The organism is Streptomyces sp. 3214.6 (assembly GCF_900129855.1).
Taxonomy (GTDB): domain Bacteria; phylum Actinomycetota; class Actinomycetes; order Streptomycetales; family Streptomycetaceae; genus Streptomyces; species Streptomyces soliscabiei.
In genome coordinates this window covers 4472746-4499332 of sequence record NZ_LT670819.1, presented here as the reverse complement: position 1 = coordinate 4499332, position 26587 = coordinate 4472746, and the positions used below count along the sequence as shown (strand labels likewise).

Annotated in this window: 21 protein-coding genes; 15 read left to right on the top strand and 6 right to left on the bottom strand. The window is 70.9% G+C overall.

Annotated features, from left to right (window positions below):
* Window positions 1-51: 51 nt before the first annotated feature.
* The 3 genes from nhaA to B5557_RS20150 all read right to left on the bottom strand — a co-directional run bounded on the left by nhaA (window position 52) and on the right by B5557_RS20150 (window position 6809).
* Window positions 52-1512 (bottom strand): Na+/H+ antiporter NhaA, encoded by a 1461-nt coding sequence (nhaA, locus tag B5557_RS20160; RefSeq protein ID WP_079660786.1) that lies wholly within the window; start codon window positions 1510-1512, stop codon window positions 52-54.
* Between the two features lie 195 nt (window positions 1513-1707).
* Complete coding sequence (gene acs / locus B5557_RS20155) at window positions 1708-3666, bottom strand: acetate--CoA ligase (RefSeq protein WP_079660785.1); 1959 nt, start codon at window positions 3664-3666, stop codon at window positions 1708-1710.
* Between the two features lie 374 nt (window positions 3667-4040).
* Window positions 4041-6809, bottom strand: coding sequence for a bifunctional SulP family inorganic anion transporter/carbonic anhydrase (locus B5557_RS20150; protein ID WP_079660784.1), 2769 nt, complete (start codon window positions 6807-6809; stop codon window positions 4041-4043).
* A 336-nt stretch (window positions 6810-7145) separates the two neighbouring features.
* Between B5557_RS20150 and B5557_RS20145 the strand changes: the two genes are divergently transcribed.
* Window positions 7146-8426, top strand: coding sequence for a hypothetical protein (locus tag B5557_RS20145; protein WP_079660783.1), 1281 nt, complete (start codon window positions 7146-7148; stop codon window positions 8424-8426).
* Here B5557_RS20145 and B5557_RS20140 read toward each other — a convergent pair.
* Window positions 8416-9420: an ATP-binding protein gene (locus B5557_RS20140; protein ID WP_079660782.1), complete on the bottom strand. Its 1005-nt coding sequence runs from the start codon at window positions 9418-9420 to the stop codon at window positions 8416-8418. The two genes, B5557_RS20145 and B5557_RS20140, sit on opposite strands and share 11 nt — an antisense overlap.
* A gap of 101 nt (window positions 9421-9521) precedes the next feature.
* Between B5557_RS20140 and B5557_RS20135 the strand changes: the two genes are divergently transcribed.
* Window positions 9522-10346: a Fic family protein gene (locus tag B5557_RS20135; RefSeq protein WP_079660781.1), complete on the top strand. Its 825-nt coding sequence runs from the start codon at window positions 9522-9524 to the stop codon at window positions 10344-10346.
* A gap of 385 nt (window positions 10347-10731) precedes the next feature.
* Here B5557_RS20135 and B5557_RS20130 read toward each other — a convergent pair whose 3' ends face one another.
* The gene (locus B5557_RS20130) at window positions 10732-11571 is read right to left on the bottom strand and encodes an HAD family hydrolase (RefSeq protein ID WP_079660780.1); all 840 of its coding nucleotides are present in this window, start codon (window positions 11569-11571) and stop codon (window positions 10732-10734) included.
* A gap of 571 nt (window positions 11572-12142) precedes the next feature.
* Here B5557_RS20130 and ssd point away from each other — a divergent pair.
* The 7 genes from ssd (at window position 12143) to B5557_RS20095 (ending at window position 17533) form a co-directional block, all read left to right on the top strand.
* A complete protein-coding gene (gene ssd, locus B5557_RS20125; protein WP_079660779.1) occupies window positions 12143-13255 on the top strand; it encodes a septum site-determining protein Ssd in 1113 nt (370 codons plus the stop codon).
* Window positions 13252-14460, top strand: a complete 1209-nt coding sequence (locus B5557_RS20120) for a TadA family conjugal transfer-associated ATPase (protein ID WP_079660778.1) — start codon at window positions 13252-13254, stop codon at window positions 14458-14460. Before ssd ends, B5557_RS20120 begins: the two co-directional genes overlap by 4 nt.
* The gene (locus tag B5557_RS20115) at window positions 14453-15313 is read left to right on the top strand and encodes a type II secretion system F family protein (protein ID WP_079660777.1); all 861 of its coding nucleotides are present in this window, start codon (window positions 14453-14455) and stop codon (window positions 15311-15313) included. Before B5557_RS20120 ends, B5557_RS20115 begins: the two co-directional genes overlap by 8 nt.
* Window positions 15314-15383: 70 nt before the next feature.
* Entirely contained in the window at window positions 15384-16169 is a 786-nt protein-coding gene (locus tag B5557_RS20110; protein WP_079660776.1) for a type II secretion system F family protein, read from the top strand.
* 263 nt (window positions 16170-16432) lie between these two features.
* A complete protein-coding gene (locus B5557_RS20105; protein WP_079660775.1) occupies window positions 16433-16642 on the top strand; it encodes a DUF4244 domain-containing protein in 210 nt (69 codons plus the stop codon).
* Window positions 16643-16700: 58 nt separating this feature from the next.
* Complete coding sequence (locus B5557_RS20100; RefSeq protein WP_079664887.1) at window positions 16701-17051, top strand: TadE family type IV pilus minor pilin; 351 nt, start codon at window positions 16701-16703, stop codon at window positions 17049-17051.
* Window positions 17048-17533: an Rv3654c family TadE-like protein gene (locus tag B5557_RS20095; protein WP_079660774.1), complete on the top strand. Its 486-nt coding sequence runs from the start codon at window positions 17048-17050 to the stop codon at window positions 17531-17533. Before B5557_RS20100 ends, B5557_RS20095 begins: the two co-directional genes overlap by 4 nt.
* Here B5557_RS20095 and B5557_RS20090 read toward each other — a convergent pair.
* Window positions 17445-19952 (bottom strand): DEAD/DEAH box helicase, encoded by a 2508-nt coding sequence (locus B5557_RS20090; protein ID WP_079660773.1) that lies wholly within the window; start codon window positions 19950-19952, stop codon window positions 17445-17447. The two genes, B5557_RS20095 and B5557_RS20090, sit on opposite strands and share 89 nt — an antisense overlap.
* A gap of 81 nt (window positions 19953-20033) precedes the next feature.
* Here B5557_RS20090 and bldG point away from each other — a divergent pair, with 81 nt between their 5' ends.
* The 6 genes from bldG to B5557_RS20060 all read left to right on the top strand — a co-directional run bounded on the left by bldG (window position 20034) and on the right by B5557_RS20060 (window position 26584).
* Window positions 20034-20375: an anti-sigma factor antagonist BldG gene (bldG, locus tag B5557_RS20085; protein WP_009189842.1), complete on the top strand. Its 342-nt coding sequence runs from the start codon at window positions 20034-20036 to the stop codon at window positions 20373-20375.
* A gap of 116 nt (window positions 20376-20491) precedes the next feature.
* Window positions 20492-20926, top strand: coding sequence for an ATP-binding protein (locus tag B5557_RS20080; protein ID WP_079660772.1), 435 nt, complete (start codon window positions 20492-20494; stop codon window positions 20924-20926).
* A gap of 354 nt (window positions 20927-21280) precedes the next feature.
* Window positions 21281-23686 (top strand): sodium-translocating pyrophosphatase, encoded by a 2406-nt coding sequence (locus B5557_RS20075; protein ID WP_079660771.1) that lies wholly within the window; start codon window positions 21281-21283, stop codon window positions 23684-23686.
* A 194-nt stretch (window positions 23687-23880) separates the two neighbouring features.
* Entirely contained in the window at window positions 23881-24480 is a 600-nt protein-coding gene (locus B5557_RS20070) for a small secreted protein (protein ID WP_079660770.1), read from the top strand.
* Window positions 24481-24618: 138 nt separating this feature from the next.
* A complete protein-coding gene (locus tag B5557_RS20065; RefSeq protein WP_079660769.1) occupies window positions 24619-26139 on the top strand; it encodes a DUF7059 domain-containing protein in 1521 nt (506 codons plus the stop codon).
* A 247-nt stretch (window positions 26140-26386) separates the two neighbouring features.
* Window positions 26387-26584, top strand: a complete 198-nt coding sequence (locus B5557_RS20060) for a hypothetical protein (protein ID WP_079660768.1) — start codon at window positions 26387-26389, stop codon at window positions 26582-26584.
* Window positions 26585-26587: the final 3 nt, after the last annotated feature.

Sequence of the window (26587 nt, the reverse complement as noted above, 5' to 3'; positions counted from 1 at the left end):
GTGTATCCGCTGCTGCACTCGTTCTGGATTCTTTTGTACCGTCCCGTCAGATCATGCCGGACGGTCGCCCTCCTCGCCCGCCCCGCCCGCCACTTCGGCAAGCCCGTGGCGCGCTTCGGCCTCCCCCTGGGCGCTCCGCCGGGCGATCTCCGCGGCGATCCGGCGGTGCTCGGCGGCCTTGCGGTCGAGGATCTCCGCCATCCGCAGGTGGTACGCCGGGTCGTCCTGCTCGTAGACGTCAGGGATGCCGTCGAGGTCGTCGTCGCGCTCCTCCGCCTCCCACATCCGCCGGTACTTGGCGTTGCGCAGTTTCAGCAGGACCGTCGCCAGGGTCGCCGCGATCAGCGAGCCCAGCAGGACGGAGGCCTTGACCTCGTCGGTGAGCGCGGCGTCGCCCTCGAAGGCTAGTTCCCCGATCAGCAGCGAGACGGTGAAGCCTATGCCCGCGAGGGACGCGACGGCGAAGACGTCCGCCCAGGCGACGTCCTCGCTGAGCGAGGCCCGGGTGAACCGGACGGTCAGCCAGGTCCCGCCGAAGATGCCGACCGTCTTGCCGACGACGAGACCGAGGACCACGCCCAGCGTCTCCGGCCGGGCGAACACATCCGCGAGCGCGCCGCCCGAGACCGCCACACCCGCGCTGAACAGGGCGAACAGCGGCACCGCGAGACCGGCGGAGAGCGGCCGGACGAGATGCTCGATCCGCTCGCCGGGGGAGCGCTCCTCGCCCTCGCGCGTGGTGCAGCGCAGCATCAGGCCCATCGCGACACCGGCGATCGTGGCGTGGACGCCGCTGTTGTACATCAGCGCCCAGATCACCAGCGCGAGCGGCACATAGACGTACCAGCCGCGCACGCCCTTGCGCAGCAGCAGCCAGAAGACGACGAGCCCGAGGACAGCGCCGCCCAGCGCCGCGAAGTCGATGGTGTTCGTGAAGAACACCGCGATGATCAGGATGGCGAACAGGTCGTCGACGACGGCGAGGGTGAGCAGGAAGGCGCGCAGCGCGCTCGGCAGGAAGGTGCCGATGATGGCGAGCACGGCGAGCGCGAACGCGATGTCGGTGGCGGTGGGCACCGCCCAACCGCCCAGGGAGCCGCCGCCGGTGAGGTTGGTGAGCGTGTAGACGAGCGCCGGTACGGCCATCCCGCAGAGCGCGGCCACCACGGGCAGCGCGGCGGCTTTGGGGTCCTTGAGGTCACCGGCCACCAGCTCGCGCTTGAGCTCGATACCGGCGACGAAGAAGAAGACCGCGAGGAGGCCGTCGGCGGCCCAGTGTGCGACGGAGAGGTTCAGCCCGAGGGCATGGGGCCCGAGGTGGAAGTGGCCGACGCTCTCGTAGCTGTCGTGCAGCGCCGGGATGTTCGCCCAGATCAGCGCGGTGACGGCGGCTACGAGGAGCAGGACACCGCCGACGGTCTCGGCACGCAACGCCTCCGCGACGAAGTTCCGTTCGGGGAGGGACAGCCGTCCCAGGACCTTGCGGGGACTTGGGGTGCGGGGCGCGGGCACGGTGGGGACCTCCGGTCGGTGGGCAGGACTGAGCACATGCCGACCAGACTTCCCGGCGCACCTATTTTGTTTAGTCTACCTAAAGTGCGCTGGGAGGAATCCGGTGATTCCTACGTTAGGTGCGAAAAGGGCACCCGGCGCGCATCTGCCACCGGGTGCCCTGCAACGACGTACTCAGTCCTCGCTCGGCCCTTGTCAGTCCTCGCTCGGCGCTGCCGGGAGCTTCGACTGGATGAGGTCCATGACCGTGGAGTCGGTCAGCGTGGTGACGTCACCGAGCTGGCGGTTCTCCGCGACGTCCCGCAGCAGCCGACGCATGATCTTGCCGGAGCGGGTCTTCGGCAGCTCCGCGACCGGCAGGACCCGCTTCGGCTTGGCGATGGGCCCGAGCGTGGCGCCGACGTGGTTGCGCAGATCGGCGACGAGGCTCTCGTCCTCCGCGTTCGCCGTGCCGCGCAGGATGACGAAAGCGACGATGGCCTGCCCGGTCGTCTCGTCGGCGGCGCCCACCACGGCCGCCTCGGCGACGGACGGGTGGGAGACGAGGGCCGACTCGACCTCCGTGGTGGAGATGTTGTGCCCCGAGACGAGCATGACGTCATCCACGCGCCCGAGGAGCCAGATGTCCCCGTCGTCGTCCTTCTTCGCGCCGTCCCCGGCGAAGTACTTGCCTTCGAAGCGGGACCAGTAGGTGTCGAGGAACCGCTGGTCGTCCCCCCAGATGGTGCGCAGCATCGACGGCCACGGCTCGGTGAGGACCAGGTAACCGCCTCCGCCGTTCGGCACCTCGTTCGCCTCGTCGTCGACGACGGTCGCGGAGATGCCGGGCAGCGGAGTCTGCGCGGAACCGGGCTTGGTCTCGGTGACGCCGGGCAGCGGCGAGATCATCATCGCGCCCGTCTCGGTCTGCCACCAGGTGTCGACGATGGGGGTCCGGTCGGCGCCGATGTGCTTGCGGTACCAGATCCAGGCCTCGGGGTTGATCGGTTCACCGACCGAGCCGAGCACGCGGAGGGAGGAGAGATCGAACTTCGCGGGGATGTCGTCGCCCCACTTCATGAACGTACGGATGGCCGTCGGCGCCGTGTACAGGATCGTCACCCCGTACTTCTGCACGATCTCCCAGAAGCGGCCCTGGTGCGGGGTGTCGGGCGTGCCCTCGTACATGACCTGCGTCGCGCCGTTGGCCAGCGGGCCGTACACGATGTACGAGTGCCCGGTCACCCACCCGACGTCGGCGGTGCACCAGTAGACGTCGGTCTCCGGCTTGAGGTCGAAGACGGCGTGGTGCGTGTACGCGGCCTGCGTGAGGTAGCCGCCGGAGGTGTGCAGGATGCCCTTCGGCTTCCCCGTGGTTCCGGAGGTGTAGAGGATGAACAGCGGGTGCTCGGCCTCGAACGCCTCGGGCGTGTGCTCGGTGGACTGCCGTTCCACGATCTCGTGCCACCAGACGTCACGGCTGTCGTCCCAGGCGACCTCCTGGCCGGTACGCCGGACCACCAGCACATGCTCGACGTTGTCCACGCGCGCGACCGCGTCGTCGACGGCCGGCTTCAGCGCGGACGGCTTGCCGCGCCGGTAGCCGCCGTCGGACGTGATGACGACCTTGGCGTCCGCGTCCTGGATCCGGGTGGCCAGCGCGTCCGCCGAGAAACCGCCGAAGACGACGGAGTGCGCGGCGCCGATCCGGGCACACGCCAGCATCGCGATCGCCGTCTCCGGGATCATCGGCATGTAGACCGCGACCCGGTCGCCCTTGCGAACTCCCAGTTCCAGCAGGGCGCCTGCGGCCTTGGACACCTCGTCCTTGAGCTCGGCGTAGGTGATGGCGCGGCTGTCGCCGGGCTCGCCCTCGAAGTGGATGGCGACCCGGTCGCCGTGCCCGGCCTCGACATGCCGGTCGACGCAGTTGTAGGCGACGTTGAGCTCGCCGTCCTTGAACCACTTGGCGAACGGCGGGTTCGACCAGTCCAGCGTCTCCGTCGGCTCCTTGGCCCAGGTCAGTCGGCGGGCCTGCTCGGCCCAGAAGCCGAGCCTGTCAGCCTTGGCCTGTTCGTACGCCTCCGCCGTGACGTTGGCGTCGGCCGCCAGCTCGGCGGGCGGCGCGAACCTGCGCTCTTCCTTCAGCAGGTTGGCCAGGCTTTCGTTGCTCACGACATCTCCCTCTCGAAGGGTGTCCGTGTCCGTTGTGTCCCAGGCCACAGCTCATCAGACCCAGGGGCCCGGTGACAAGGGCCGACGAAAAATTGGTTTAGACCTGTTGGTGGGCGTCCGGGGCAGCGGTAACCGGTACCCGGGGCCATTGATACCCACGGACGGCGACCGATCGGAGTTCAGCCGGTGTAACGCCTTTCACACCCGTTCCCCGGTGCGGGTGCGGGTGCGGGTGCGTGTGCGGGTGTGCGTGTGCGTGTGCGTGTGCGTGGGGGGTGAGGGTGTGTGGGCGTGGGTGGGGGCGGGGTTGAGGGTTGGGCTTGGGTTTGGGCGGCGCCGGCCGAGGAGAGGGGTTCGGCGGACGCCGCCCGTCGTCACGCCGTCAGGTCCGTCACTCCCACATGGTCGAACAGCTCGCCGCCGTTCCCTCCGGTGAGCAGGTACGTCTGTGCCTCGCCCACGTGGAAGTACAGCCCGTGCAGCTCCAACGCCCCGGCCCGCAGGGCTCGGGCCACCGACTCATGGGCCCGCAGGTGCTCCAACTGCTGTACCACGTTGGTCAGGCAGAGCTGCTCGCCCGCGTCCGCCGGTGCCCGCCCGGCCAGCCGGGCCCAGGGGCGGCTGTCGTCGCCCATCCGCTCCAGGCTGGGCAAGCCGTGCCGAAGCCACCGCTTCAGCGGGGTCCGGGGGCCGCCGGGTTCGGAGGCGAGCAGCGCCTGCATGGCACCGCACCCGGAGTGCCCGCACACCGTGATGGACCGCACCTTCAGCACGTCCACCGCATACTCGATGGCCGCCCCCACCGAGTCGTCCCCGCTCTCCTCGCCGGGTGGGGGCACGAGGTTGCCCACGTTGCGGACCACGAACAGATCGCCGGGACCACTGGAAGTGATCATCGAGGTGACCAGTCGTGAGTCGGCGCAGGTGAGGAAGAGCTGGGTGGGCTGCTGCCCCTCCCGCGCCAGCCGCGCCAGCTCGCCCCGTACCAGCGGCGCGGTGTTGCGCTGGAACGCGCTGATGCCACGCACCAGTTGATGTCCACTCGGCCCGGCAGGCCCGGCAGGCCCGGCAGGCCCGGCAGGCCCGGCAGGCCCGGCGTGCTTGGGGTTCTCGGTGTGCCCGGCATGACCGGCAAGCTCGGCGTTCATGGTCTGCTCGACGTGCTGGGCGCTCTCGGCGTGCCCAGCATGCCCGGCGTGCGTGGCCTGACCGGCATGTCCGGCGAGCTCGGTTGTCTCCTCGGGCTCGGTCCTCTCCTTTCTCTTCCTCTGGGCCGTGTCCGGCGGCTCTGTCGAGCTCGGCGTGTCCGTGGAGTCCGCCGTCATGGGCGGCCGGGGCGCCGCTGTCGTCGTCATTTCCCGTGGCACCTCGCACTGGTGGTTGCGCCACGGCGTCCAGGGGCGGCACCGGCAGTCGGCGATGGCGGTGTCTGCGGTGGGAACCTGGCCGAGACCTCGGGGAGCGGTCGACTCGCTCTCCTCGGCTCTGGAGCCGTCACCCCTGCCGGTGCCGGTGCCGGTGCCGGTGTCGATGTCGGTGTCGGTGTCGGTATCGACGTGTGGCTCGAATGCGGCTCCGGTGCCGAGCGCCGTGCCGGTGCGGCGGCCGGTCAGCTCCACGGAGCCACCGTGCGCGGTGTGCGCCTTCTGCCAGTCCTGCAGGGACTCGTACGCCGCGTGATCCATGAAGGAGCCGTCCAACTCGACCACGACCTGGGTGCCTTGGGGCACGAGGTGCAGCATGCGGCTGAGCCGCGGCACGGCGAGGAACGTCAACTGGCCTCGTACGTGTACGTGATGGACTCCTTCCTTCTCGTAGTGCGTGATGCGGGTGCGCGTAAGGCGGTGCAGGGCGACGGCTACGGCCACGGCGATGCCGAGCATGACGCCCTCCAGGACGCCGAGGAGCACCACGCCGAGGGTGGTGACGGCGTACACCAGCACCTCTCGGTGGCGCGTCACCGTGCGAATGTGGTGCAGGGACACCATCTGGATGCCGACGGCCATCACCAGGGCGGCGAGTGAGGCGAGCGGGATGAGATCCAGGATCGGGACCATCAGCAGCGCGGCGACTACTACGAGAACGCCGTGCAGCATCGTGGAGTTCCGGCTCACGGCACCGGCTTGGACATTTGCCGAACTGCGCACGGCCACACCTGCCACCGGCAGTCCGCCGAGTGCGCCGGAGACGATGTTGGCCGCCCCCTGACCGAGCAGCTCGCGGTCCAGGTCCGAGCGGCCGACGCGGGTGGAGCGGGAGCCGAGCAGACCGGGGCGCGAGGCGATCAGCTTGTCCACGGCGATCGCGCCGAGCAGTGACTGCACGCTGCACACCAGGGTGGTGGTGAGGACGGCGGCGGCGATCCCGAGCACCGGCCCGTCGGGCAGCCCGGCCAGGGCGTGGCTGCTCCAGGAGGGCAGGTCGACCTTGGGCAGGGTGAGGCCGGTGAGCGCGGCGGTCGCGGTGGCGCCCGTGACGGCGACGAGCGCGGCCGGCACGTGGTGCAGCAGACGGCCCAGCCGGCCGGGGATGCGCGGCCAGAGCAGCAGCAGGGTCAGGGTCAGTGCGCTCACGGCCACGGCCGCGGGCTGCAGTCGGGCCAACTGGGCGGGCAGGGCGCGGAGGTTGTCGAGGACGGAGCTCTGGGGGCTGCCGCCGAGGACGATGTGCACTTGGGCGACGGCGATGGTGACGCCGATGCCGGCGAGCATGCCGTGCACGATGGCGGGGCTGACGGCGAGGGCGGTGCGCGCCACGCGCAGACAGCCGAGGCCCAGTTGGGCGAGTCCGGCGAGGACGGTGATGGCGCATGTCGTCCGCCAGCCGTAGCGCTGGATGAGGTCGGCGGTGACGACGGTCAGGCCCGCTGCGGGGCCGCTGACCTGGAGTGGTGAACCGCCTGCCCAGCCGGCCACGATCCCTCCGATGGCAGCGGCGACAAGGCCGGCCTGGAGAGGGGCGCCGGTGGCGAGGGCGATGCCGAGGGACAGGGGCAGGGCGATCAGGAAGACCGCGATCGAGGCGGACAGGTCGGCGCCCGCGATGCGGAAGCGGCGGTGCGGGGCCGGTGGGGGGCTGTGGGGTGAGTGGGTGCGCTCGGTGCGCGTCGAGTGGGCAGTGCGGGTGGGGGCGCAGGCAGACATGTTTCCCGTCTCCTCCGGGGCAGCGCGGTCGCGGAACTGGGGGTCCCCCGGCTGTGGCGGGGGCGGTCGCGGCCGTGGGTCACGGCGTGCAGCGGCGGGATGAAAATCAACGCTCGGTAAACGAATCGTAATGCAGAGTAAAGGTCAAGCATGGATTTTTGTGGCAAATGGGGCAGTTAATCACTCGCAAGGGTGAAGCGGTCCTTTTATCGGCTTGTCGTACTAATTCCTTCTCGGTCTCGTGCGACCTTGACGACGCCGCCGGCTCGTTCCGGCGCGTCATCAGAGAACGCCCTCGTCGGCGTTGGCCGAGAGAAGGAAGAAGGTGGGCGCCGGATGGCCGCCACCCAGAGGATCGCCGCGGGCGCAGTGGTCGCAGCGGCTGTCGCCGCATCGCTCGCCGGTTGCGCGACGGGAACCGACGGTTCCCATGGTTCCAAGCCGGGGGTACCGGGCCCGCAGCAGGCGAAGCCCGCCCCGGCGCCCAAGAGCGCGGTCCGCCTGATCGGCGACGGCTCCACCGCCTACACCGGGGCACAGCCCCACCTGCCGCGACCGGAGCGTCTGAAGCCGGGCGAGAAGCCGCCGCAGTTCGTGGTCTTCTCCTGGGACGGCGCGGGCGAGGACAGCCAGCGGCTGTTCTCCCACTTCCGCAAGGTGTCCAAGGCCAACCACGCGACGATGACGTACTTCCTCAGCGGCGTGTACATGCTGCCGGAGGAGAAGGCCGACCTGTACAAGCCGCCGCAGCACTCGCCGGGCCGCTCCGACATCGGATTCAACGACGAGCAGGGCATCGCCGACACCGTGAAGCAGCTGCGCCTGGCGTGGCTGGAGGGCAACGAGATCGGCACCCACTTCAACGGCCACTTCTGCGGGAAGAACGGCGGCGTCGGCGAGTGGTCGGTCGAGGAGTGGAAGGACGAGATCGCCCAGGCCAAGCAGTTCGTGAAGACCTGGAAGAGCAACACCGGCATGAAGAACGCCGCTCCGCTGCCCTTCGACTACGACAAGGAACTCGTCGGCGCCCGCACCCCCTGTCTGGAAGGCCAGAGGAACTTCATGAGGGCCGCCCGCGAGCTGGGCTTCCGCTACGACACCAGCGGCGTCGACAACCAGGTCTGGCCCGGCAAGAAGGAGGGCCTGTGGGACCTGTCGATGCAACTCGTGCCCTTCCCCGGCCACACCTACGAGCAGCTCACCATGGACTACAACTTCATGGTCAACCAGTCCGGCACCGCCACCCAGGGCGACCCCGACAAGTACGGGTTCTGGGGCGACCAGATGCGGGACGGCCTGCTCAAGGGCTTCGACCGGGCCTATGACGGCAACCGCGCCCCGCTGATCATCGGCAACCACTTCGAGTCCTGGAACGGCGGCACGTACATGCGCGCCATCGAGGAGGTCGTCGAGAAGGTCTGCAACAAACCGGACGTGCGCTGCGTTTCCTTCCGCCAGCTGGCCGACTGGCTGGACGCCCAGGACCCGCAGACCCTGGCCAGGCTGCGCACGCTGGAGGTCGGCGAGGCCCCGAAGCAGGGCTGGGCGTCCTTCCTGCCCGGCGGCCCCGCCCCGGCACCGAAGGGCGCGCCGGGGGCACCGGCGGTCAGGCGGTAGCGGTCACGCAGCCGTCACACGAGGCCGTGACCGCTTCGGTGAGGACGAACCCGGGGTCGACCTGCGCCGCCAGGTCGGCCCCGGTGCGTTCGTTGCCCCAGGACTCGGCGTTCTTCAGATGGAAGTGCACCATCTGCCGTGTGTAGCGCTTCCAGTCGCGCCGCTCGTACGCCGAGTCGACGGTCGTCCGCAACAGGCGCAGGGCGTGGCGGTTGGTGTCCTCCAGGAGCTCGAACCGGGGCGGCCGGCCCTTCTCCATGGCGCGTACCCAGTCGGAGTGCCCGACCGTCACGAGCAGGTCGGCCCCGACCTCGGCGCGGAGGAAGTCGATGTCGTCCTGGCCCTGCACCTTGTTGCCGACGACCTTCAGCTCGACGCCGAAGTCGCGGGCGTACTCCTTGTACTGGCGATAGACGGAGACCCCCTTCCGGGTCGGCTCGGCGACGAGGAACGTGACGTCGAAGCGGGTGAACATGCCGGAGGCGAAGGAGTCCGAGCCCGCCGTCATGTCGACCACGACGTACTCGTCACGCCCGTCCACCAGGTGGTTCAGGCACAGCTCCACCGCTCCCGTCTTGGAGTGGTAGCAGGAGACCCCCAGGTCGGCGTCCGTGAAGGGGCCCGTGACCATCAAACGGACGGCGCCGCCGTCGAGTTCCACCGGCCGGGCCAAGGCGTCGTACACCAGGTTGTTCTCGCGCACCCGCAGCAGCCGGGAGCCCTCGCCGGGCGGTGTCGTCTTGATCATCGTCTCGGCGGAGGTGACGCGGGGGTTGGAGCCGCGCAAGTAGTTCTTGATGAGTGACAGCCGGTCGCCCATCGCGGGCAGTGCGGCGGCCGCCGCCTCGTCCAGGCCGAGGGCGGGCCCCAGATGCTGGTTGATGTCCGCGTCGACCGCGATCACGGGGGCGCCGGTGGCGGCGAGGTGGCGGATGAACAGGGAGGACAGGGTGGTCTTGCCGCTGCCGCCCTTCCCGACGAAAGCAATTTTCATGTTCACCAAGGGTAGTGGGGTGATAGCTGTATGTGGCAGGCGGGCGTGAAGAAGACCACTCCTTCGTGGGGCGCGCGCCCGGGGTGCGTAATGTCGTACTCATGAGTACGACAGGCGCGTCCGCCGATCCGCTTGCGGCCCTGGGCTCGTTGCCCGGTGTGGCCGAGTCCGTGGAGTCCGTGCGCAAGGCCGTGGACCGGGTTTACGGCCACCGGGTCATGCGCCGCCGCAGCACCGAGATCACCTCCGAGGCGGCCCTGCGCGGCGCCCGCGGCTCGGCGGCGCTCTCCGGGGCGGACTGGGCGCTGGAAGAGGTGCGCCGGCGCACCGACTTCGGCGTCGACGACGAGGCGCGGGTCATGGGCGCCGCTCTGCGGCTGACCGCCGAGGCGGGCCAGCTGCTGTCCATCTGGAGGCAGTCGCCGCTGCGCGTGCTGGCGCGGCTGCACCTGGTGGCCGCGGCGAGCAACGATGACGAGGTCGGACGTCCGCGGCAGTCCGGCGAGGTGGTCGACGAGCCGCTGGTCGAGCTTTCGTTGCCCAGCGCTGCCGAGCTGGCCGGACGCCTGGAAGGGCTGTCCGAGCTGATCATCGCGGGAGGGTCCGCTCCCGCCCTGGTGACGGCCGCCGTCGTGCACGGCGAGCTGCTGGCCCTGCGCCCCTTCACGTCCCACAACGGCCTGGTCGCGCGGGCCGCCGAGCGCATCGTGCTCATCGGCAGCGGCCTCGACCCCAAGTCGGTCTGCCCCGCCGAGGTGGGGCACGCGGAGCTGGGGCGGGCGGCCTATCTGGCCGCACTCGACGGTTATGTCTCCGGTACCCCGGACGGCATGGCGGCCTGGATCACGCACTGCGGGAGGGCGGTCGAGCTGGGCGCCCGCGAGTCGACGGCGGTCTGCGAGGCACTGCAACGCGGGGCGGCATAGGACTCCACGCGCGCGTTGAGCACGGTCACGGAAAATCCACCGCAAAGCCATGAGAAAGGCCCCCGCGCAGGGGCCTCACAAAGGGTTGCGGCGGTACGAGTCCTCGTACCGCCGCTGGCATGCTCACCCGGTTACCAAGCGTCCTCGATATGTTGCCCATCAGGCCGGGAACTTCGCCCGTGACCTGGTGCGGCTGGCCCGTAATCGACGGGTCGACGTCGCGTGGGTGCCCAGTGGTCATGCGCGGTCCGTGGGGCCAAATGCGTTATTAAGGTGATCCTCTCGGATGTCCTTGGTCTCGCGGGCCGTTAACTCCTTTGTACTCCAGGACCCGGACAAGCGGAAGTGGCGGCACCAGTTCTTTGCTTTTGCGTCCAAACGGGTTTTAAACGGGCAGCGTTGCCGCTCGACGCCGGCTGGCGTACCAGACGAGACCCGCGGTGGCCGCCGCCGCGCCTATGGCCGCGGCCGCGACGAGCGCGGGGCGGGGCGGTACGGAGAACCTGGGGATGCGCTGCTTGAGGCGCACCGGCCGGTGGAAGTCGAGAATCGGCCAGCCACGCGCGACGGCCTCGCGGCGCAGGGCCCGGTCCGGGTTCACCGCGTGCGGGTGCCCCACGGCCTGCAGCATGGGCAGGTCCGTCGCCGAGTCGCTGTACGCGTAGCAGCGTGAGAGGTCGTATCCCTCGGACTCCGCCAGCCCCTTGACCGCCTCCGCCTTCGTCGGCCCGTAGGCGTAGTACTCCACCTCGCCGGTGAAACAGCCGTCCTCGCCCACGACCATCCGGGTGGCGACCACGCGGTCCGCGCCCAGCAGTTCGCCGATCGGCTCGACCACCTCGGCGCCGGACGTGGACACGATGACGACGTCACGGCCGGCGGTGTGGTGCTCCTCGATCAGGGAGGCCGCCTCGTCGTAGATGAGCGGGTCGATCAGGTCGTGAAGGGTCTCGGCGACGATCTCCTTCACCTGCTGGACGTTCCAGCCGCGCACGAGGGCGGACAAGTACTCGCGGGTCCGCTCCATCTGGTCATGGTCCATACCGCCCACGAGGAAGACGAACTGGGCATATGCGGTCCGCAAGGCGGCCCTGCGGTTGATCAGGCCGCCTTGGTAGAACGACTTGCTGAAGGTGAGCGTGCTCGACTTCGCAATGACCGTCTTGTCCAGGTCAAAGAAGGCAGCTGTGCGAGGCAAGGAGTGGTTTTCCACAAGCAAGAGCATAGGGGCAGCCCATTCGGCGTAAGGTGGGCGTGTGGGTTTGCCTGAGAGGGCTCTCGGGTACACCATGGAAGTCACGGATCGTTCGCGACCGTGCTAACCCGGTCCGGCTCCTCCCCCCCCGAGTCGGCCGTGGAGACGACCCCCGCTCTCCCCCCCGGCGGGGGTCGTCGCATGTCCGGGTGGGTTTTCTCCTTCTGTATGCGGTCGTGGCGCCGCACCGAGGCGGCTCCGGCCGCCTCTTTCGCATGCCCGCCTATCTTCACTGTGCGTAGTCGTCGGGCTGCTCTGTGGGAGTTGTACACAGGCTGATGCAGGGCTCACCGGTGTGGGTGATGGCGATATTCACAACAGCCCACTCATCCACAGTTTTCCACCAAGATCCACACGATTTCCGGGTTCGCTGCACCGTGATTCCGACACGTCCGCTCGTGCCGACTTCACATGACCGGTTCCGTTTGCCGGACGTGTGCGGTCGGTTTCTGCCGGCCGTTCATATGGAGACCGGATGCGGTTCTTCACACGTTTGGGAATCGCGGGGCCGCAGGGACTGCGCGACCCGCAGCGAAGGGGGATGGAAATCGTGACCGGAGCCGTCACACACGACCCGCCGCCCACCGCCGGAGGCCGGCCGGGCAAGCCACTGATCGTCACGGAGGACGCGGAACTCCTCGACGACCTGCTGCGCCTGTGCGCCGCGGCCGGTGCCACACCCGAGGTGCACCACTCGGTGCCGCACCAGCGGGGCGGCTGGGAGTCCGCGCCGCTCATCCTCGTCGGCGACGACGCGGCACGCCGGGTGCGCGGGGCCGCCCGCAGACGAGGAGTGGTCCTCGTCGGACGCGACCAGGACGACTCCGGGGTGTGGCAGCGCGCCGTGGAGATCGGCGCCGACCACGTCCTGATGCTCCCCGACGGCGAACAATGGCTGGTCGACCGCATCGCCGACGTCGCCGAAGGAGTCGGCAGGCCCGCGCTCACCGTTGGCGTCATCGGCGGCCGCGGCGGCGCCGGAGCGTCCACGCTCGCGTGCGCCCTCGCCGTCACCTCCGCGCGCGAGGGGCTGCGCAGCCTCCTGGTGGACGCCGATCCACTGGGCGGCGGACTCGACGTACTCCTCGGCGGCGAAAGCGCGGAAGGCCTGCGCTGGCCCGCGTTCGCGGCCTCGCGCGGCCGGGTCGGCGGCGGCGCTCTAGAGGAGTCCCTGCCGAGCCTGCACTCGCTGCGGGTGCTGAGCTGGGACCGGGGCGACTGTGTCGCCATCGCGCCCCAGGCCGTGCGCGCGGTGCTCGCGGCGGCCCGGCGCAGGGGCGGCACCGTCGTCGTCGACCTGCCGCGCCGCGTCGACGACGCAGTCGCCGAGGTCCTGGCCCAACTCGACCTCGGGCTCCTGGTGGTCCCCGCCGAACTGCGCGCCGTCGCGGCGGGTGGACGCGTGGCCTCCGCCGTCGGCATGGTCCTGCGCGACCTGCGGGTGGCGGTGCGCGGCCCCTACGCGCCCGGCCTCGACGACAGTGAGGTGGCCCGGCTGCTCGGACTGCCACTGGCCGGTGAGGTGCCCGTCGAGTCGGCACTGCTGCGCCCGGACGGCGGCAAGGCACCGCCGGGCGCGAGCGCACGCGGGCCCCTCGCCCGCTTCTGCAAGGAGTTCTGGGAGCGCGCGCTGACCGAGGCGGGTGGCTCATGAACACCCCGCTCGGGCTTGAACGCATCCGGGCGTCCGGGACCCTGCTCGACGGCGTACGGCAGTGGCTCGCCGAGAGCGGGGCAGAGCCGACACCCGCGCGCGTGGCCCAGGCGCTGCGCGAACAGGGGCGGGTCCTCGGCGACGCGGAAGTCCTCGGAGCGGCCGAGCAACTGCGCTCCGAACTGATCGGCAGCGGGCCCCTCGAGCCGCTGCTCACCGACCCCCGGGTGACCGACGTGCTGGTGTCGGCCCCGGATCGGGTCTGGGTCGACCGGGGCGGCGGCCTGGAACTGACCGGCGTCTCCTTCCCCGACGCCGCGGCCGTACGACGCCTCGCACAGCGCCTGGCCGCCGTGGCCGGACGGCGCCTGGACGACGCCCGGCCCTGGGCCGACGCCAGGCTGCCCGACGGGACACGACTGCACGCCGTGCTGCCCCCGGTCGCCGTCGGCTGCACCTGCCTGGCACTGCGCGTCGTACGGCCGCGCGCGTTCACGCTCGACGAACTGGTGGCCGCTGGCACCGTTCCGCCGGGCGGCGACCGGGTGTTGCGGGCCCTGGTGCGGGCACGGCTGTCCTTCCTGGTCAGCGGCGGCACCGGCAGCGGCAAGACAACCCTGCTGAGCGCGCTGCTCGGCATGGTCGGGCCGGGGGAGCGGATCGTGCTCGCGGAGGACTCGGCGGAGCTGCGCCCGGATCATCCGCACGTCGTCCGCCTGGAGACCAGACCCGCCAACCAGGAGGGAGCGGGGCTCGTCACGCTCGAGGACCTGGTGCGGCAGGCCCTGCGGATGCGGCCCGATCGGCTCGTCGTGGGCGAGGTGCGCGGGCCGGAGGTCGTCCACCTGCTGGCCGCGCTCAACACGGGCCATGAGGGCGGCTGCGGCACGGTCCACGCCAACGCCGCCGCGGACGTCCCCGCCCGGCTGGAGGCGCTCGGCACGGCGGCCGGGCTCGACCGGGCGGCGCTACACAGCCAGTTGGCGGCCGCCCTGTCGGTGGTCCTGCACCTCGTACGCGACCCGGCCGGGCGGCGGCGGATCGCCGAGGTGCACGTGTTGGAACGGGACCCGTCAGGGCTCGTGCGGACCGTACCGGCCCTGCGGTGGCGGGCGGACGCCTTCGCCCGCGAACGGGGCTGGGAGCGGCTGCGGGAGCTGCTGAGCGACGAGAACGACGAAGGCACGGGTGAGTGGGATGAGTGAGGTGCCGATGGCCGCGGCGGTGGCCTGTGCCGGGGCGGCGGCCTGGCTGCTGGGCGGACCCTACTCGGGGGCCAGGCGGGCGCAGCTGCTGCTGGCCGGAGGCGGGGTGGTCGGCAGCGGTCCCCCGTCGTGGCGGTGCCTGACCGGCGAACTGCTCAGGCTCCGGGGACGGTGGCGGCCGGAGTGGTGGGCGCCGGTGGCCGGACTGGTCCTGGCGGTGCTGGGCGGCTCGGTGCTGCCGGTCCTCGCGGGGGCGGCCGGGGTCCCGCTGCTGCGCCGGGCGCGGCGGGCCGCCCAGGAACGACGGGCCGGAGAGAGCCGAGGAGACGCGGTGATCGCGCTGTGTGCGGCACTGGCCGGGGAGGTGCTCGCCGGCCGGCAGCCCGGGGAGGCGTTGCAGCGGGCCGCGCGGGACTCCGGAGGGCTGGGCGCGGCGCAGGCGCCGGTGCTGGCGGCGGCGCGGTTCGGTGGGGACGTACCCAAGGCTCTCTCCGTCGCTGCCCGGCAACCGGGGGCCGACGGGCTGTTGGGGCTCGCCGCTTGCTGGCGGGTGGCCGTGGACCAGGGCGCGGGCCTGGCGGCCGGACTCGACCGTCTCGAAGAGGCGCTGCGTGCGGAACGCGACCAACGGGCCGATCTGCGCGCTCAGTTGGCGGGCCCGCGGGCCACGGTGGTGATGCTCGCCGGCCTGCCGGTCCTGGGCCTCCTGCTGGGGGCCGCGCTCGGCGCCGATCCGCTGCGCGTCCTGCTGCACACCGGAGCGGGGCTGGGCTGCCTGCTCGTCGGCGGTGTGCTGGAGGCCGCGGGGATGTGGTGGGCGCTGCGGATCGTACGCACCGCGGAGGCGACGTGACGGGGCGGGCGGACGGCGTGGACGGCGTGGACGGCGGCGATGACGGATGGGTGACATGGACGGAGGTGGCATGAGTGCGGAAGTTGTCCACAGGCTGGGGGCGGCCGTGGGGATCGCGGCGGTCCTCTGGTGGCTGGGGCGGTGGCTGGAGACCGTGCGACGCGAACGCAGGGCACGGCGGCGCCTGGCCGAGCTGCTGGCCGCGGAGACGGCGGCGGAGGTCCGGACCTCGCCCGTGCGGGAGGCCGTACGGCGATGGCTTCCCGAGGTGTCGGTGGTGGGCGCCGGATGGGTGGTGGTCGGCGGTGTCGCCGGTCTCCTGCTCGGGCTGATCGGCGCGGTGGGGCTCGGCCGCTGGCGTCGCCGGCAACAGGCGGCGGGGGCGGTGAGCGAGGCCGACGCCAGGCTCGCCGCGCGGCAACTCCCGCTCGCCGCCGACCTGCTGGCCGCATGCATCGCGGCCGGCGCCGGTCCGGTCATCGCGGCGCAGGCCGTGGGCGAGGCTCTGGGCGGTCCCGTAGGGGAGGGACTGGCGAAGGGTGCCGCAGAGGTACGGCTGGGCGGTGAACCGGGCACAGCGTGGCGGCGACTGGCCTCGCTGCCGGGCTCGGCGGCCCTGGCCCGGTTGCTGGAGCGGGCCGATGTGTCGGGGCTGCCGGCGGCCGGACCCGTCGCGCGACTCGCCGCCGACACCCGCGCCGAGTGGGCGCGTGCCGCGACGGCGCGGGCGCGCCGGGCGGCCGTCATGGTCACCGCGCCGGTGGGCCTGTGCTTTCTGCCCGCTTTCATCACGATCGGCGTGCTGCCCATCGTGATCGGGCTCGCGGGCGGCGTTCTGGAAGGGGGTGGGCGATGACGGCGCGATACCGGCGAACGCCGAAACGGGAGTAACGCGAGAACAGCAGTAACGCGAGAACAGCAGTGACGCGAGAACAGCAGTGACGCGGGGACAGCAGCGGCGCGAGACGCAGATCAACGCAACGGATCAACACGACAGACCGACACGACAGACCGACACGACAGACCGACACGACAGACCGACACGACAGACCGACACGACAGACCGACACGACAGACCAACACGACAGACCAACACGACTGAACCTCACGGGGGTTGAGATGTACAAGGCAATGCGGGCGCGGATGTGCGCCCTGGTGTGCAGGGCGCGTGCGACGCGCAAGGACGCGGGGATGGTGACGTCCGAGTACGCGATGGGGATCGTGGCGGCCGTGGGATTCGCGGTGCTCCTCTACCAGGTGGTGACGAGCGACGCGGTCGACGCCCAGCTCCAGGACATCGTGAAACGGGCGCTCAGTGCGGGCGCGTGAGCCTCGGCCAGAGCCCCGGCGCGCGGGCCGACGGGCGTTCGGCGGGGACCGGGGGTTCGTGACGGCGGAGTCGGCCGTCGCGCTGCCGGTGCTGGCGGCGTTCGCGCTGGCGCTGGTGTGGGGGCTGCTCGCGATGGCCGTTCAGATCCAGTGTGTGGACGCGGCCAGGACCGGCGCTCGGGCGGCGGCCCGGCAGGACCCCGCCGACGTGGTCCTGAAGGTGACCCGTGAGACGGCGCCGCGCGGGGCTCAGGTGACGGTCGGCCGCGAGGGCGACCAGGTCCGCGTGGTGGTCGTGGCGAAGCCGCCGGTGCTGCGAGGGATGCTGCCCTTCGAGGTGCGGGAAGAGGCCGTGGCGGCGGCGGAGGAGGCCGTGGGAGCGGCGCCGGGCGCGGAGACGGGGTCATGAAGGGCCGTGGCCGTCGCGGGCGCCGTGGGCGTGGGGACCGCGGCTCCGCCAGCGTGTGGAGCGTCGGTGCGATCGCCGTGCTGTGTGTGGTGTTCGGGGCCGTGCTCGCCCTCGGCCAGGCCGTGGTGGCCCGGCACCGGGCCGCGGGCGGCGCCGACCTCGCGGCGCTCGCGGCAGCCGACCACTGGCCGGACGGCGTCGAGCAGGCCTGTGCCCGGGCGGACCGGGTGGCCCGGGCACAGGGCGCGCGACTGGTGCGGTGCGCCGTCGTCGGCGAGATCTCGGACGTGACGGCGGCGTCGGGACGGGGACTGTTCGCGGCCGAGGTCAGGGCGCGGGCGGGCCCGGCGGACGCGGTGCCGCCGGCGCCGCCGGGCCCGTCCCCTGTGCCCCCTACGGCTCCCGGGTCCCCCGTGTCCCTTTCGCCTCATGTTCCCCCGTCTCGGCCTTCTCCTCGGGAGCCTCCCGCAGCAGTTCCGTGAGCAGGCGTACGGCTCCCTTTTTGTGCAGCGGGTCGTTGCCGTTGCCACACTTGGGGGACTGGATGCAGGACGGGCAGCCGGCGTCGCACTCGCAGGAGGCGATGGCCTGACGGGTGGCGGTCAGCCAGGCGCGGGCGGTGTGGAAGGCGCGCTCCGCGAAGCCCGCGCCGCCGGGATGGCCGTCATAGACGAAGACCGTCGGCAGCAGCGTGTCGGGGTGAAGCGGGACCGACACGCCGCCGATGTCCCAGCGGTCGCAGGTCGCGAACAGGGGCAGCATGCCGATCGAGGCGTGTTCGGCGGCGTGCAGGGCCCCGCCGAGGATCTCGGGGTTGATCCGGGCGGCGTCCAACTGGTCCTCGGTGACCGTCCACCACACCGCGCGGGTGCGCAACGTACGAGGAGGGAGGTCGAGCTTCGACTCGCCCAGGACTTCACCGGTGATGACACGTCGACGCAGGAAGGAGACGACCTGGTTGGTGACTTCGACCGAGCCGTAGCACAACCGGCCCTGGCCCCAGGGGATTTCGAGGTCCGTCTCCAGGACGGAGATCGACGTCGTGTCGCGGGCGACCGTCGAGTACGACGGGTTGGCCTCCTCGACCAGGGCGACGGAGTCCTCCAGGTCCAGGGAACGCACGAGGTACGTGCGGCCCTGGTGGAGGTGGACCGCGCCCTCGTGGACGGTCGTGTGGGAGGCGCCCGCGTCGACCGTGCCGAGCAGTCGGCCCGTGCCGGACTCGACGACCTGGACCGGTCGGCCGCCCTCGCCGCGGATGTCCGCCAGGTCGGCCGCCCGTTCCCGGCGCGTCCAGTGCCAGGCCCTGGTGCGGCGGCGCAGCAGCTTCGTGGCCTCCAGCTGCGGCAGCAGCGCCTCGGTCTCGGGGCCGAACAGGGGCAGGTCCTCGTCGGTCAGCGGGAGTTCAGCGGCCGCCGCGCACAGGTGCGGGGCGAGGACGTAGGGGTTGTCGGGGTCGAGGACCGTCGACTCGACGGGGCGGTCGAACAGCGCCTCCGGGTGGTGGACCAGGAAGGTGTCCAGGGGGTCGTCCCGGGCGATCAGCACCGCCAGCGCCCCCTGCCCGGAGCGGCCGGCCCGGCCCGCCTGCTGCCACAGGGACGCGCGCGTGCCCGGGTAGCCGGCGATGAGGACGGCGTCCAGACCGGAGACGTCGATGCCGAGTTCCAGGGCGGTCGTGGCGGCCAGACCGAGGAGTTCGCCCGAGTGCAGGGCCTGCTCCAGGGCGCGCCGCTCCTCGGGGAGGTAGCCGCCGCGGTATGCCGCGACACGCCGGGCGAGTGAGCGGTCGACCTCTGTGAGGCGCTCCTGGGCGATCACCGAGATCAGCTCGGCGCCGCGCCGGGAGCGGACGAAGGCGACGGTGCGCACGCCCTGGACGGCGAGGTCGGTCAGCAGGTCGGCGGTCTCGGCGGTGGCGGTACGCCGGACGGGCGCGCCCTTCTCGCCCAGCATCTCGGTGAGAGGAGGCTCCCAGAGGGCGAACACCAGTTCACCGCGGGGTGAGGCGTCGTCGGCGACCTCGACCACCGGGAGGCCGGTGAGCCGGCCGGCGGCCACCGCGGGCTCGGCGGCCGTCGCGGAGGCCAGCAGGAAGACCGGCGAGGCGCCGTAGCGGGCGCACAGTCGGCGCAGTCGGCGAAGCACCTGGGCGACGTGCGAGCCGAACACGCCGCGGTAGGTGTGGCACTCGTCGATGACGACGTACTTCAGAGACTTCAGGAAGGAGGACCAGCGGGGGTGGGACGGCAGGATGCCCCGGTGCAGCATGTCCGGATTGGTCAGGACGTAGTTGGCGTACTGGCGGATCCACTCCCGTTCCTCGAACGGAGTGTCGCCGTCGTACACGGCCGGCCGTACGGCGTTGCCGAGAGGTTGTGAAAGTTCCTTCACAGAGCGGCACTGATCGGCCGCCAGGGCCTTCGTGGGGGCGAGGTAGAGCGTGGTGGCCCCGCGGCCGTTCGGGGCCTCGGAGCCGTCCAGGAGGGCCGAGAGGACCGGTACGAGGTAGGCCAGGGACTTGCCGGAGGCGGTGCCCGTGGCGACGACCACCGAGTCGCCGTCCAGGGCGTGCTCGGCGACGCGGGCCTGGTGGGCCCAGGGGTGTTCGATGCCGCAGGCCTGCACGGCCGCGATGACCTCAGAACGAATCCGGTCGGGCCAGACGGCATGGCGGCCCGCACGCGGGGGCAAGTGCTCCGTATGAGTGATGCGCGACGCCCGGTTCGGCCCCGGGGCGAGCCGGTCCAGGATCGCGCCCGGAGACAGGCGCGGCGCGGCCTCGGGCGAGGTTCGATCGGATCGGTGATTCTTGGCCATCGGCACCGAGTGTGTCACTGGCGTGACGGACAATGGAGCCAAGGCGTCGTGCACGCCTGCCGGTAAGTGATTGAATGCCATCGCGGCTGGCGTACCGTCCCGGGGGCTCCTGCCCAGGTGTCCCGAGGGGCGACCGCTCGATAGCAAGGTGCTGGAGGATCCGTGGACCTGTCCCTGTCGACCCGTACCGTCGGCGATCGTACGGTCGTCGAGGTCGGTGGCGAAATCGACGTATATACCGCGCCCAAGTTGCGCGAGCAGCTGGTCGAGCTGGTGAACGACGGCAATTTCCACCTCGTCGTCGACATGGAGGGCGTGGACTTCCTCGACTCCACCGGGCTCGGCGTGCTGGTCGGCGGACTGAAGCGGGTGCGTGCCCATGAGGGCTCGCTCCGGCTGGTCTGCAACCAGGAGCGTATTTTGAAGATCTTCCGCATCACTGGTCTGACCAAGGTGTTCCCGATTCACACCTCGGTCGACGAAGCGGTCGCTGCCACCGACTGACCACTCCGTCCCGGGCCGCCGAGCGCGGCCCGGGCACGGCTGGTCGAACAACATGGGGGGCCGGGCTTCGGTGGTCCGGCCCCCCGACAGCACGCCCGTAGTTCCGAGGGGGACGCATGGCCACCGTTGAACTCCGCTTCAGCGCGCTGCCCGAGCACGTCAGGACCGCCCGACTGGTGGCGGCAGCGGTGGCGCGCAGGGCCGGAGTGGACGAGGCCGTCCTCGACGAGGTGAGGCTCGCCGTCGGCGAGGCCTGCACCCGTGCCGTCGGACTGCACCAGAGCGGCGGCATCACCGCGCCCGTGAAGGTGCTGCTGATCGAGGAGGAGAAGCAGTTCTCCATCGAGGTCGGCGACGAGGCGCCGCGTTCGGCTCCCGGCGACCGGGTGCCCGGCTCCGGCGGGGAGGCCGACGCGGAGACCGAGGAGGACGAGATGGGCCTCGCGGTCATCAGCGGCCTCGTCGACGACGTCGAGGTCACCGCCGGGGAACACGGCGGACTCATCCGCATGACCTGGCCGAGCGCGTCGGCTGCCGCGACGCTGGCCTGACTCCGGCCGACCGAGTCACGCGCAACGGTTCACCCGAAGGGCCCTACCTCGTAGGGCCCTTCGGCATGTGCGGACCTTGAAGACCGCGCTTACAGTGGTTCCGTGAAGTTAATCTTGGAATCTCGGTGAGTGAAGTGCGTGAATCTTGGCGGAGTGAATCTTGACGAGTGAATCTTCGCCACGAATATCGTGAACCAATTCACGAACGACAATGCCTTGAAGGCATTACCGCACGCGATCGTGCGGGTTTTGCGTGCGACGGCGAATTCCGTTTACCGCGCACTGTTTTGATCAGGTTGCGGTACCTACAATCCGTCCACATCTTGAGCTCAGCCCAAGCGTCAAGGAGGACGAATGGCGGGGCTTTCTACCCCTCAGCGGTTGGACCACCCCACAACCCTCGCAGCCGCCGTGCTGACCGACGGCAACCGCCTGCTCGTGGTGGTCATCGCGGTCGTGGCGCTGGCTGCGCTCGTGGTCGCGGGCGTGCTACTGCGTCAAGTGCTCGCGGCCGGCGAGGGCACCGACAGCATGAAGAAGATCGCGGCGGCGGTCCAGGAAGGCGCCAACGCCTATCTGGCCAGGCAGTTGCGCACACTCGGCGTTTTCGCCGTCGTGGTGTTCTTCCTGCTCATGCTTCTGCCCGCGGACGACTGGAAACAGCGCGCCGGACGATCGATCTTCTTCCTGATCGGCGCGGCGTTCTCCGCGGCCACCGGTTATATCGGCATGTGGCTCGCCGTGCGCAGTAATGTGCGCGTCGCCGCGGCGGCCCGAGAAGCGACGCCGGCAGAAGGAGAACCCGAAAAGGATCTCACCACCGTCTCGCACAAGGCAATGAAGATCGCATTCCGTACGGGCGGCGTCGTCGGCATGTTCACGGTGGGGCTCGGTCTGCTCGGCGCCGCCTGCGTGGTGCTGGTGTACGCGGCCGACGCGCCGAAGGTGCTGGAGGGCTTCGGACTCGGTGCGGCCCTCATCGCCATGTTCATGAGGGTCGGCGGCGGCATCTTCACCAAGGCCGCCGACGTCGGCGCCGACCTGGTCGGCAAGGTCGAGCAGGGCATTCCGGAGGACGACCCGCGCAATGCCGCGACCATCGCCGACAATGTGGGCGACAACGTCGGCGACTGCGCGGGCATGGCGGCCGACCTCTTCGAGTCGTACGCCGTGACCCTGGTCGCCGCGCTGATCCTCGGCAAGGTGGCCTTCGGGGACGCCGGGCTTGCCTTCCCGCTGCTCGTGCCCGCGATCGGCGTGCTCACCGCCATGGTCGGCATCTTCGCGGTAGCCCCGCGTCGCGCCGACCGCAGCGGCATGTCCGCGATCAACCGGGGCTTCTTCATCTCCGCGGTGATCTCGCTGGTGCTGGTGGCCGTCGCGGTCTTCGTCTACCTGCCCGGCAAGTACGCCGACCTCGACGGTGTCACCGACGCCGCGATCCAGGGCAAGAGCGGCGACCCGCGCGTCCTCGCCCTCGTCGCGGTCGCGATCGGCATCCTCCTGGCCGCCGTCATCCAGCAGTTGACCGGCTACTTCACCGAGACCACCCGCCGCCCGGTGCGCGACATCGGCAAGTCGTCGCTGACCGGCCCCGCCACCGTAGTCCTCGCCGGGATCTCCGTCGGGCTCGAATCGGCCGTCTACACCGCCCTGTTGATCGGGCTGGGCGTGTACGGTGCGTTTCTGCTCGGCGGTACGTCGATCATGCTCGCGCTGTTCGCGGTGGCGCTGGCCGGCACCGGTCTGCTCACCACGGTCGGTGTGATCGTCGCGATGGACACCTTCGGGCCGGTCTCCGACAACGCACAAGGCATCGCCGAGATGTCCGGCGACGTCGAAGGCGCGGGTGCGCAGGTGCTCACCAACCTCGACGCCGTCGGCAACACCACCAAGGCCATCACCAAGGGCATCGCCATCGCCACCGCCGTGCTGGCGGCGTCGGCGCTCTTCGGGTCTTACCGGGACGCGATCACGACCGGCGCGCAGGACGTCGGCGAGAAGCTCTCCGGGGCCGGCGCGCCGATGAGCCTGATGATGGACATCTCGCAGCCCAACAACCTCGTCGGCCTCATCGCGGGCGCGGCGGTCGTCTTCCTCTTCTCGGGGCTGGCGATCAACGCGGTGTCGCGGTCGGCGGGTTCCGTGGTGTACGAGGTGCGGCGGCAGTTCCGCGAGCACCCCGGGATCATGGACTACAGCGAGGAGCCGGAGTACGGCAAGGTCGTCGACATCTGTACCCGGGATGCCCTGCGCGAGCTCGCCACCCCCGGACTCCTAGCTGTCATGGCGCCGATCTTCATCGGGTTCACGCTCGGTGTCGGTGCGCTCGGCGCGTTCCTGGCGGGCGCGATCGGCTCGGGCACGCTGATGGCGGTGTTCCTCGCGAACTCCGGCGGCGCGTGGGACAACGCCAAGAAACTCGTCGAGGACGGTCACCACGGAGGCAAGGGCAGCGAGGCCCATGCGGCCACGGTGATCGGGGACACGGTCGGCGACCCGTTCAAGGACACCGCCGGTCCCGCGATCAACCCGCTGCTGAAGGTCATGAACCTGGTGGCGCTGCTCATCGCGCCCGCGGTGATCAAGTTCAGCTACGGCGACGACAAGAGCGTCGGCGTGCGGATCGTGATCGCGGTCCTCGCGCTCGCCGTCATCGTGGTCGCGGTGTACGTGTCCAAGCGGCGCGGCATCGCCGTAGGTGACGAAGACAACGCGGGAACGGCGTCCAAGTCGCCCGATCCGGCGGTGGTTTCGTAGATCCGCTCACCCCTTCCCAGTTCAAACGGCGGGCGGACGGCGCGTGTTGACGCGTCGTCCGCCCGCTGTGTCGCTTGTGTGCCCGTGTCGTGAGCCTTCTCTCTCTTGGTGCAAATGGCTTCAAAAGGCTGCATAGAGGACATTCGTCCTGGGGGTGTCGCCCGGTTGGCGTGTATGTTCCGGGGCCGAGGGCCATGGAAGGGACCAATCCGGTGAACAAGAAGCTCGCGGCCGCACTGTCCGGCGGTGCGGTACTGGTACTGGCGCTGTCCGGATGCAGCAGTGACGACGGAAACAAGGAGCTCGACGCCTGGGCCAAGCAGGTCTGCGACGCGCTCCCCGCGCAGGACGCGAAGGTCGACGCGGCGAACGCCGCGATCAAGCAGGCCGCCACGGACAACAACGCCCCGGCGAACGTCCAGAAGACCGACTCGCAGGCCTTCCAGGACATGTCCGACGCCTACAGCGCGCTCGCCCAGGCCGTCCAGAAGGCCGGGGCACCGCCCGGCGTCGACGAGGGCGAGAAGAAGCAGAAGGACGCCGTCTCGGCGCTCACCACCCTCTCGACCTCCTACGCCGCCCTGAAGAAGCAGGTCGACGCGTTGGACACGAAGGACCAGGGGAAGTTCGCCGACGGCCTGCAGGACATCGCCACCGACCTCGGCAAGCTCAGCAAGAGCGGAAACACTGCGCTGAAGAACCTCGAGCAGGGCGACGTCAAGGACGCCATGGCCAAGCAGGACAGCTGCAAGAAGGTGGCCACCTCCGCCTCGGCCCGCGCCACGACAAGCTGAGACGCGACGACAAGCTGAGACGCAACGGACAAGCTGAGACGCAACGACGAGCTGAGACGCCATGACGATCTGAGGCCACGCCCCGACGACAGGGGCCGGCGTCCGGACGGGTGAGGGGGGCCGGGAGACAATGGGGGCGTGAGTAACGCCACCCTGTCTTCCCTGCCCTCCGTCGACCGCCCCGACGTCGCCATGCGGCTGCGCGAGGCCCTGCTCGCGGCCTCCTTCACCGCGGACGGTCTCCTCGAACTACTCGGCGCCCCCGCCTACGCGGCCCTGGCCCGCAGCGAGACCGTGCCCGCGCTGCGCGCGACCCGCGGGGACACTCCGCTGGAGACACTCGTCCGCCTCTTCCTGCTCCAGCAGCCCGTGCCGCACGCGCGCGTGGAGGCGTTCCTGCCCGTACGCGCGTGCGTGGAGAGCGGCTGGCTCCTCCCCACGGGGGAGGACGAGGTGGCCGCGACCGTGGACGTGCGGCCGTACGGCGGGCCGGCCGGCGAGGACTGGTTCATCGTCTCCGACCTGGGATGCGCGGTCGGCGGCGCCGGTGGCATCGGCAGCAAGGACGAGGGCGTCGTCCTTGGTGTGGGCGGCGCGTCGACGACCCTCGCCGGCATCACCGTCCGCACGCCTGTCTCCGCTGCCCTCGACCTCGGCGCCGGTTCCGGCATCCAGGCGCTGCACGCCGCCCAGCACGCCACGCGCGTGACGGCGACCGATGTCAACCCACGCGCCCTGCACATCACCGCGCTCACGCTCGCGCTGTCCGCAGCCCCGGCCGCGGATCTGCGCGAGGGCTCGCTCTTCGAGCCGGTCCGGGACGACGAGACGTACGACCTGATCGTGTCGAACCCGCCCTTCGTGATCTCGCCCGGCGCCCGCCTGACCTACCGGGACGGCGGGATGGGCGGGGACGATCTGTGCCGCTCGCTCGTTCAAGGGGCGGGGGAACGGCTGAACGACGGCGGGTTCGCGCAGTTCCTCGCCAACTGGCAGCACGTGGAAGGGGAGGACTGGCAGGACAGGCTCAGGTCATGGGTGCCGCGCGGGTGCGACGCATGGATCGTGCAGCGCGAGGTGCAGGACATCACGCAGTATGCCGAGCTCTGGCTCAGGGACGCCGGCGACCACCGGGGCGACGAGGCCGCGTACCAGGCGCACTACGACGCATGGCTGGACGAGTTCGAGGCGCGCAAGGTGAAGGCCGTCGGCTTCGGCTGGATCACGCTGCGCAGGACGACGGCCGCGGAGCCCGTGATCACGGTGGAGGAGTGGCCGCATCCGGTCGAACAGCCGCTCGGTGACACGGTCGTGGCGCACTTCGAACGGCTCGACTACCTGCGCGCGCACGACGACGCGGCCCTGCTCGCAGGCCGCTTCCGGCTGGTCACGGAAGTCGTGCAGGAGCAGGTCGGGCTGCCCGGCGCCGAGGACCCGGAGCACGTCGTGCTGCGCCAGCACCGCGGCATGCGCCGGGCCACCAAGGTGGACACGGTCGGCGCCGGCTTCGCGGGCGTGTGCGACGGTTCGCTGACCGCCGGCCGGATTCTCGACGCCATCGCCCAACTCGTGGGGGAGGACCCGGTGCTGCTGCGGGACCGCACTCCGGCCCAGATCCGCCTGCTGGTGGAGCAGGGGTTCCTCGAACCGGCGGAGTGACCGACCGGATTCTGCCGGGTCCACCGGGTCCACCGGGTCCGCCGGGTCCGGCCCAGAACCAGAGAACCACGGAACCAGAGCACCAGGGAGCCCTCGACCAACCCCCGACCCTCAACCCCCGACCCTCAACCCCCGACCCCGCCCGTGGTTGCCGCGTTCACCTCGGGTTCGCCGGGGCGCCGCCCGCGCGTGACAGCCTCGCGGGGCTGGGGCATGCGCGGGTGGGAGAGAAGGGGCGCAGACGATCATGGAGAGTGGGCCGGCGATCTTCGCGGGAACGGCGTTCGTGCTGTTCGGGGGCGCGCTGCTGATGTGGACCGCGGTCCGGGTGCGGCACCGCGAACCCGTGGCCCACGGTGTGAGCCCCGTCGCATCGGCGACCTTCGCGACCGTGGCCGCGATCGCCGCGCTGGCCCTCGGAACCTGGTGCTTCACCCGCCTCTGAATC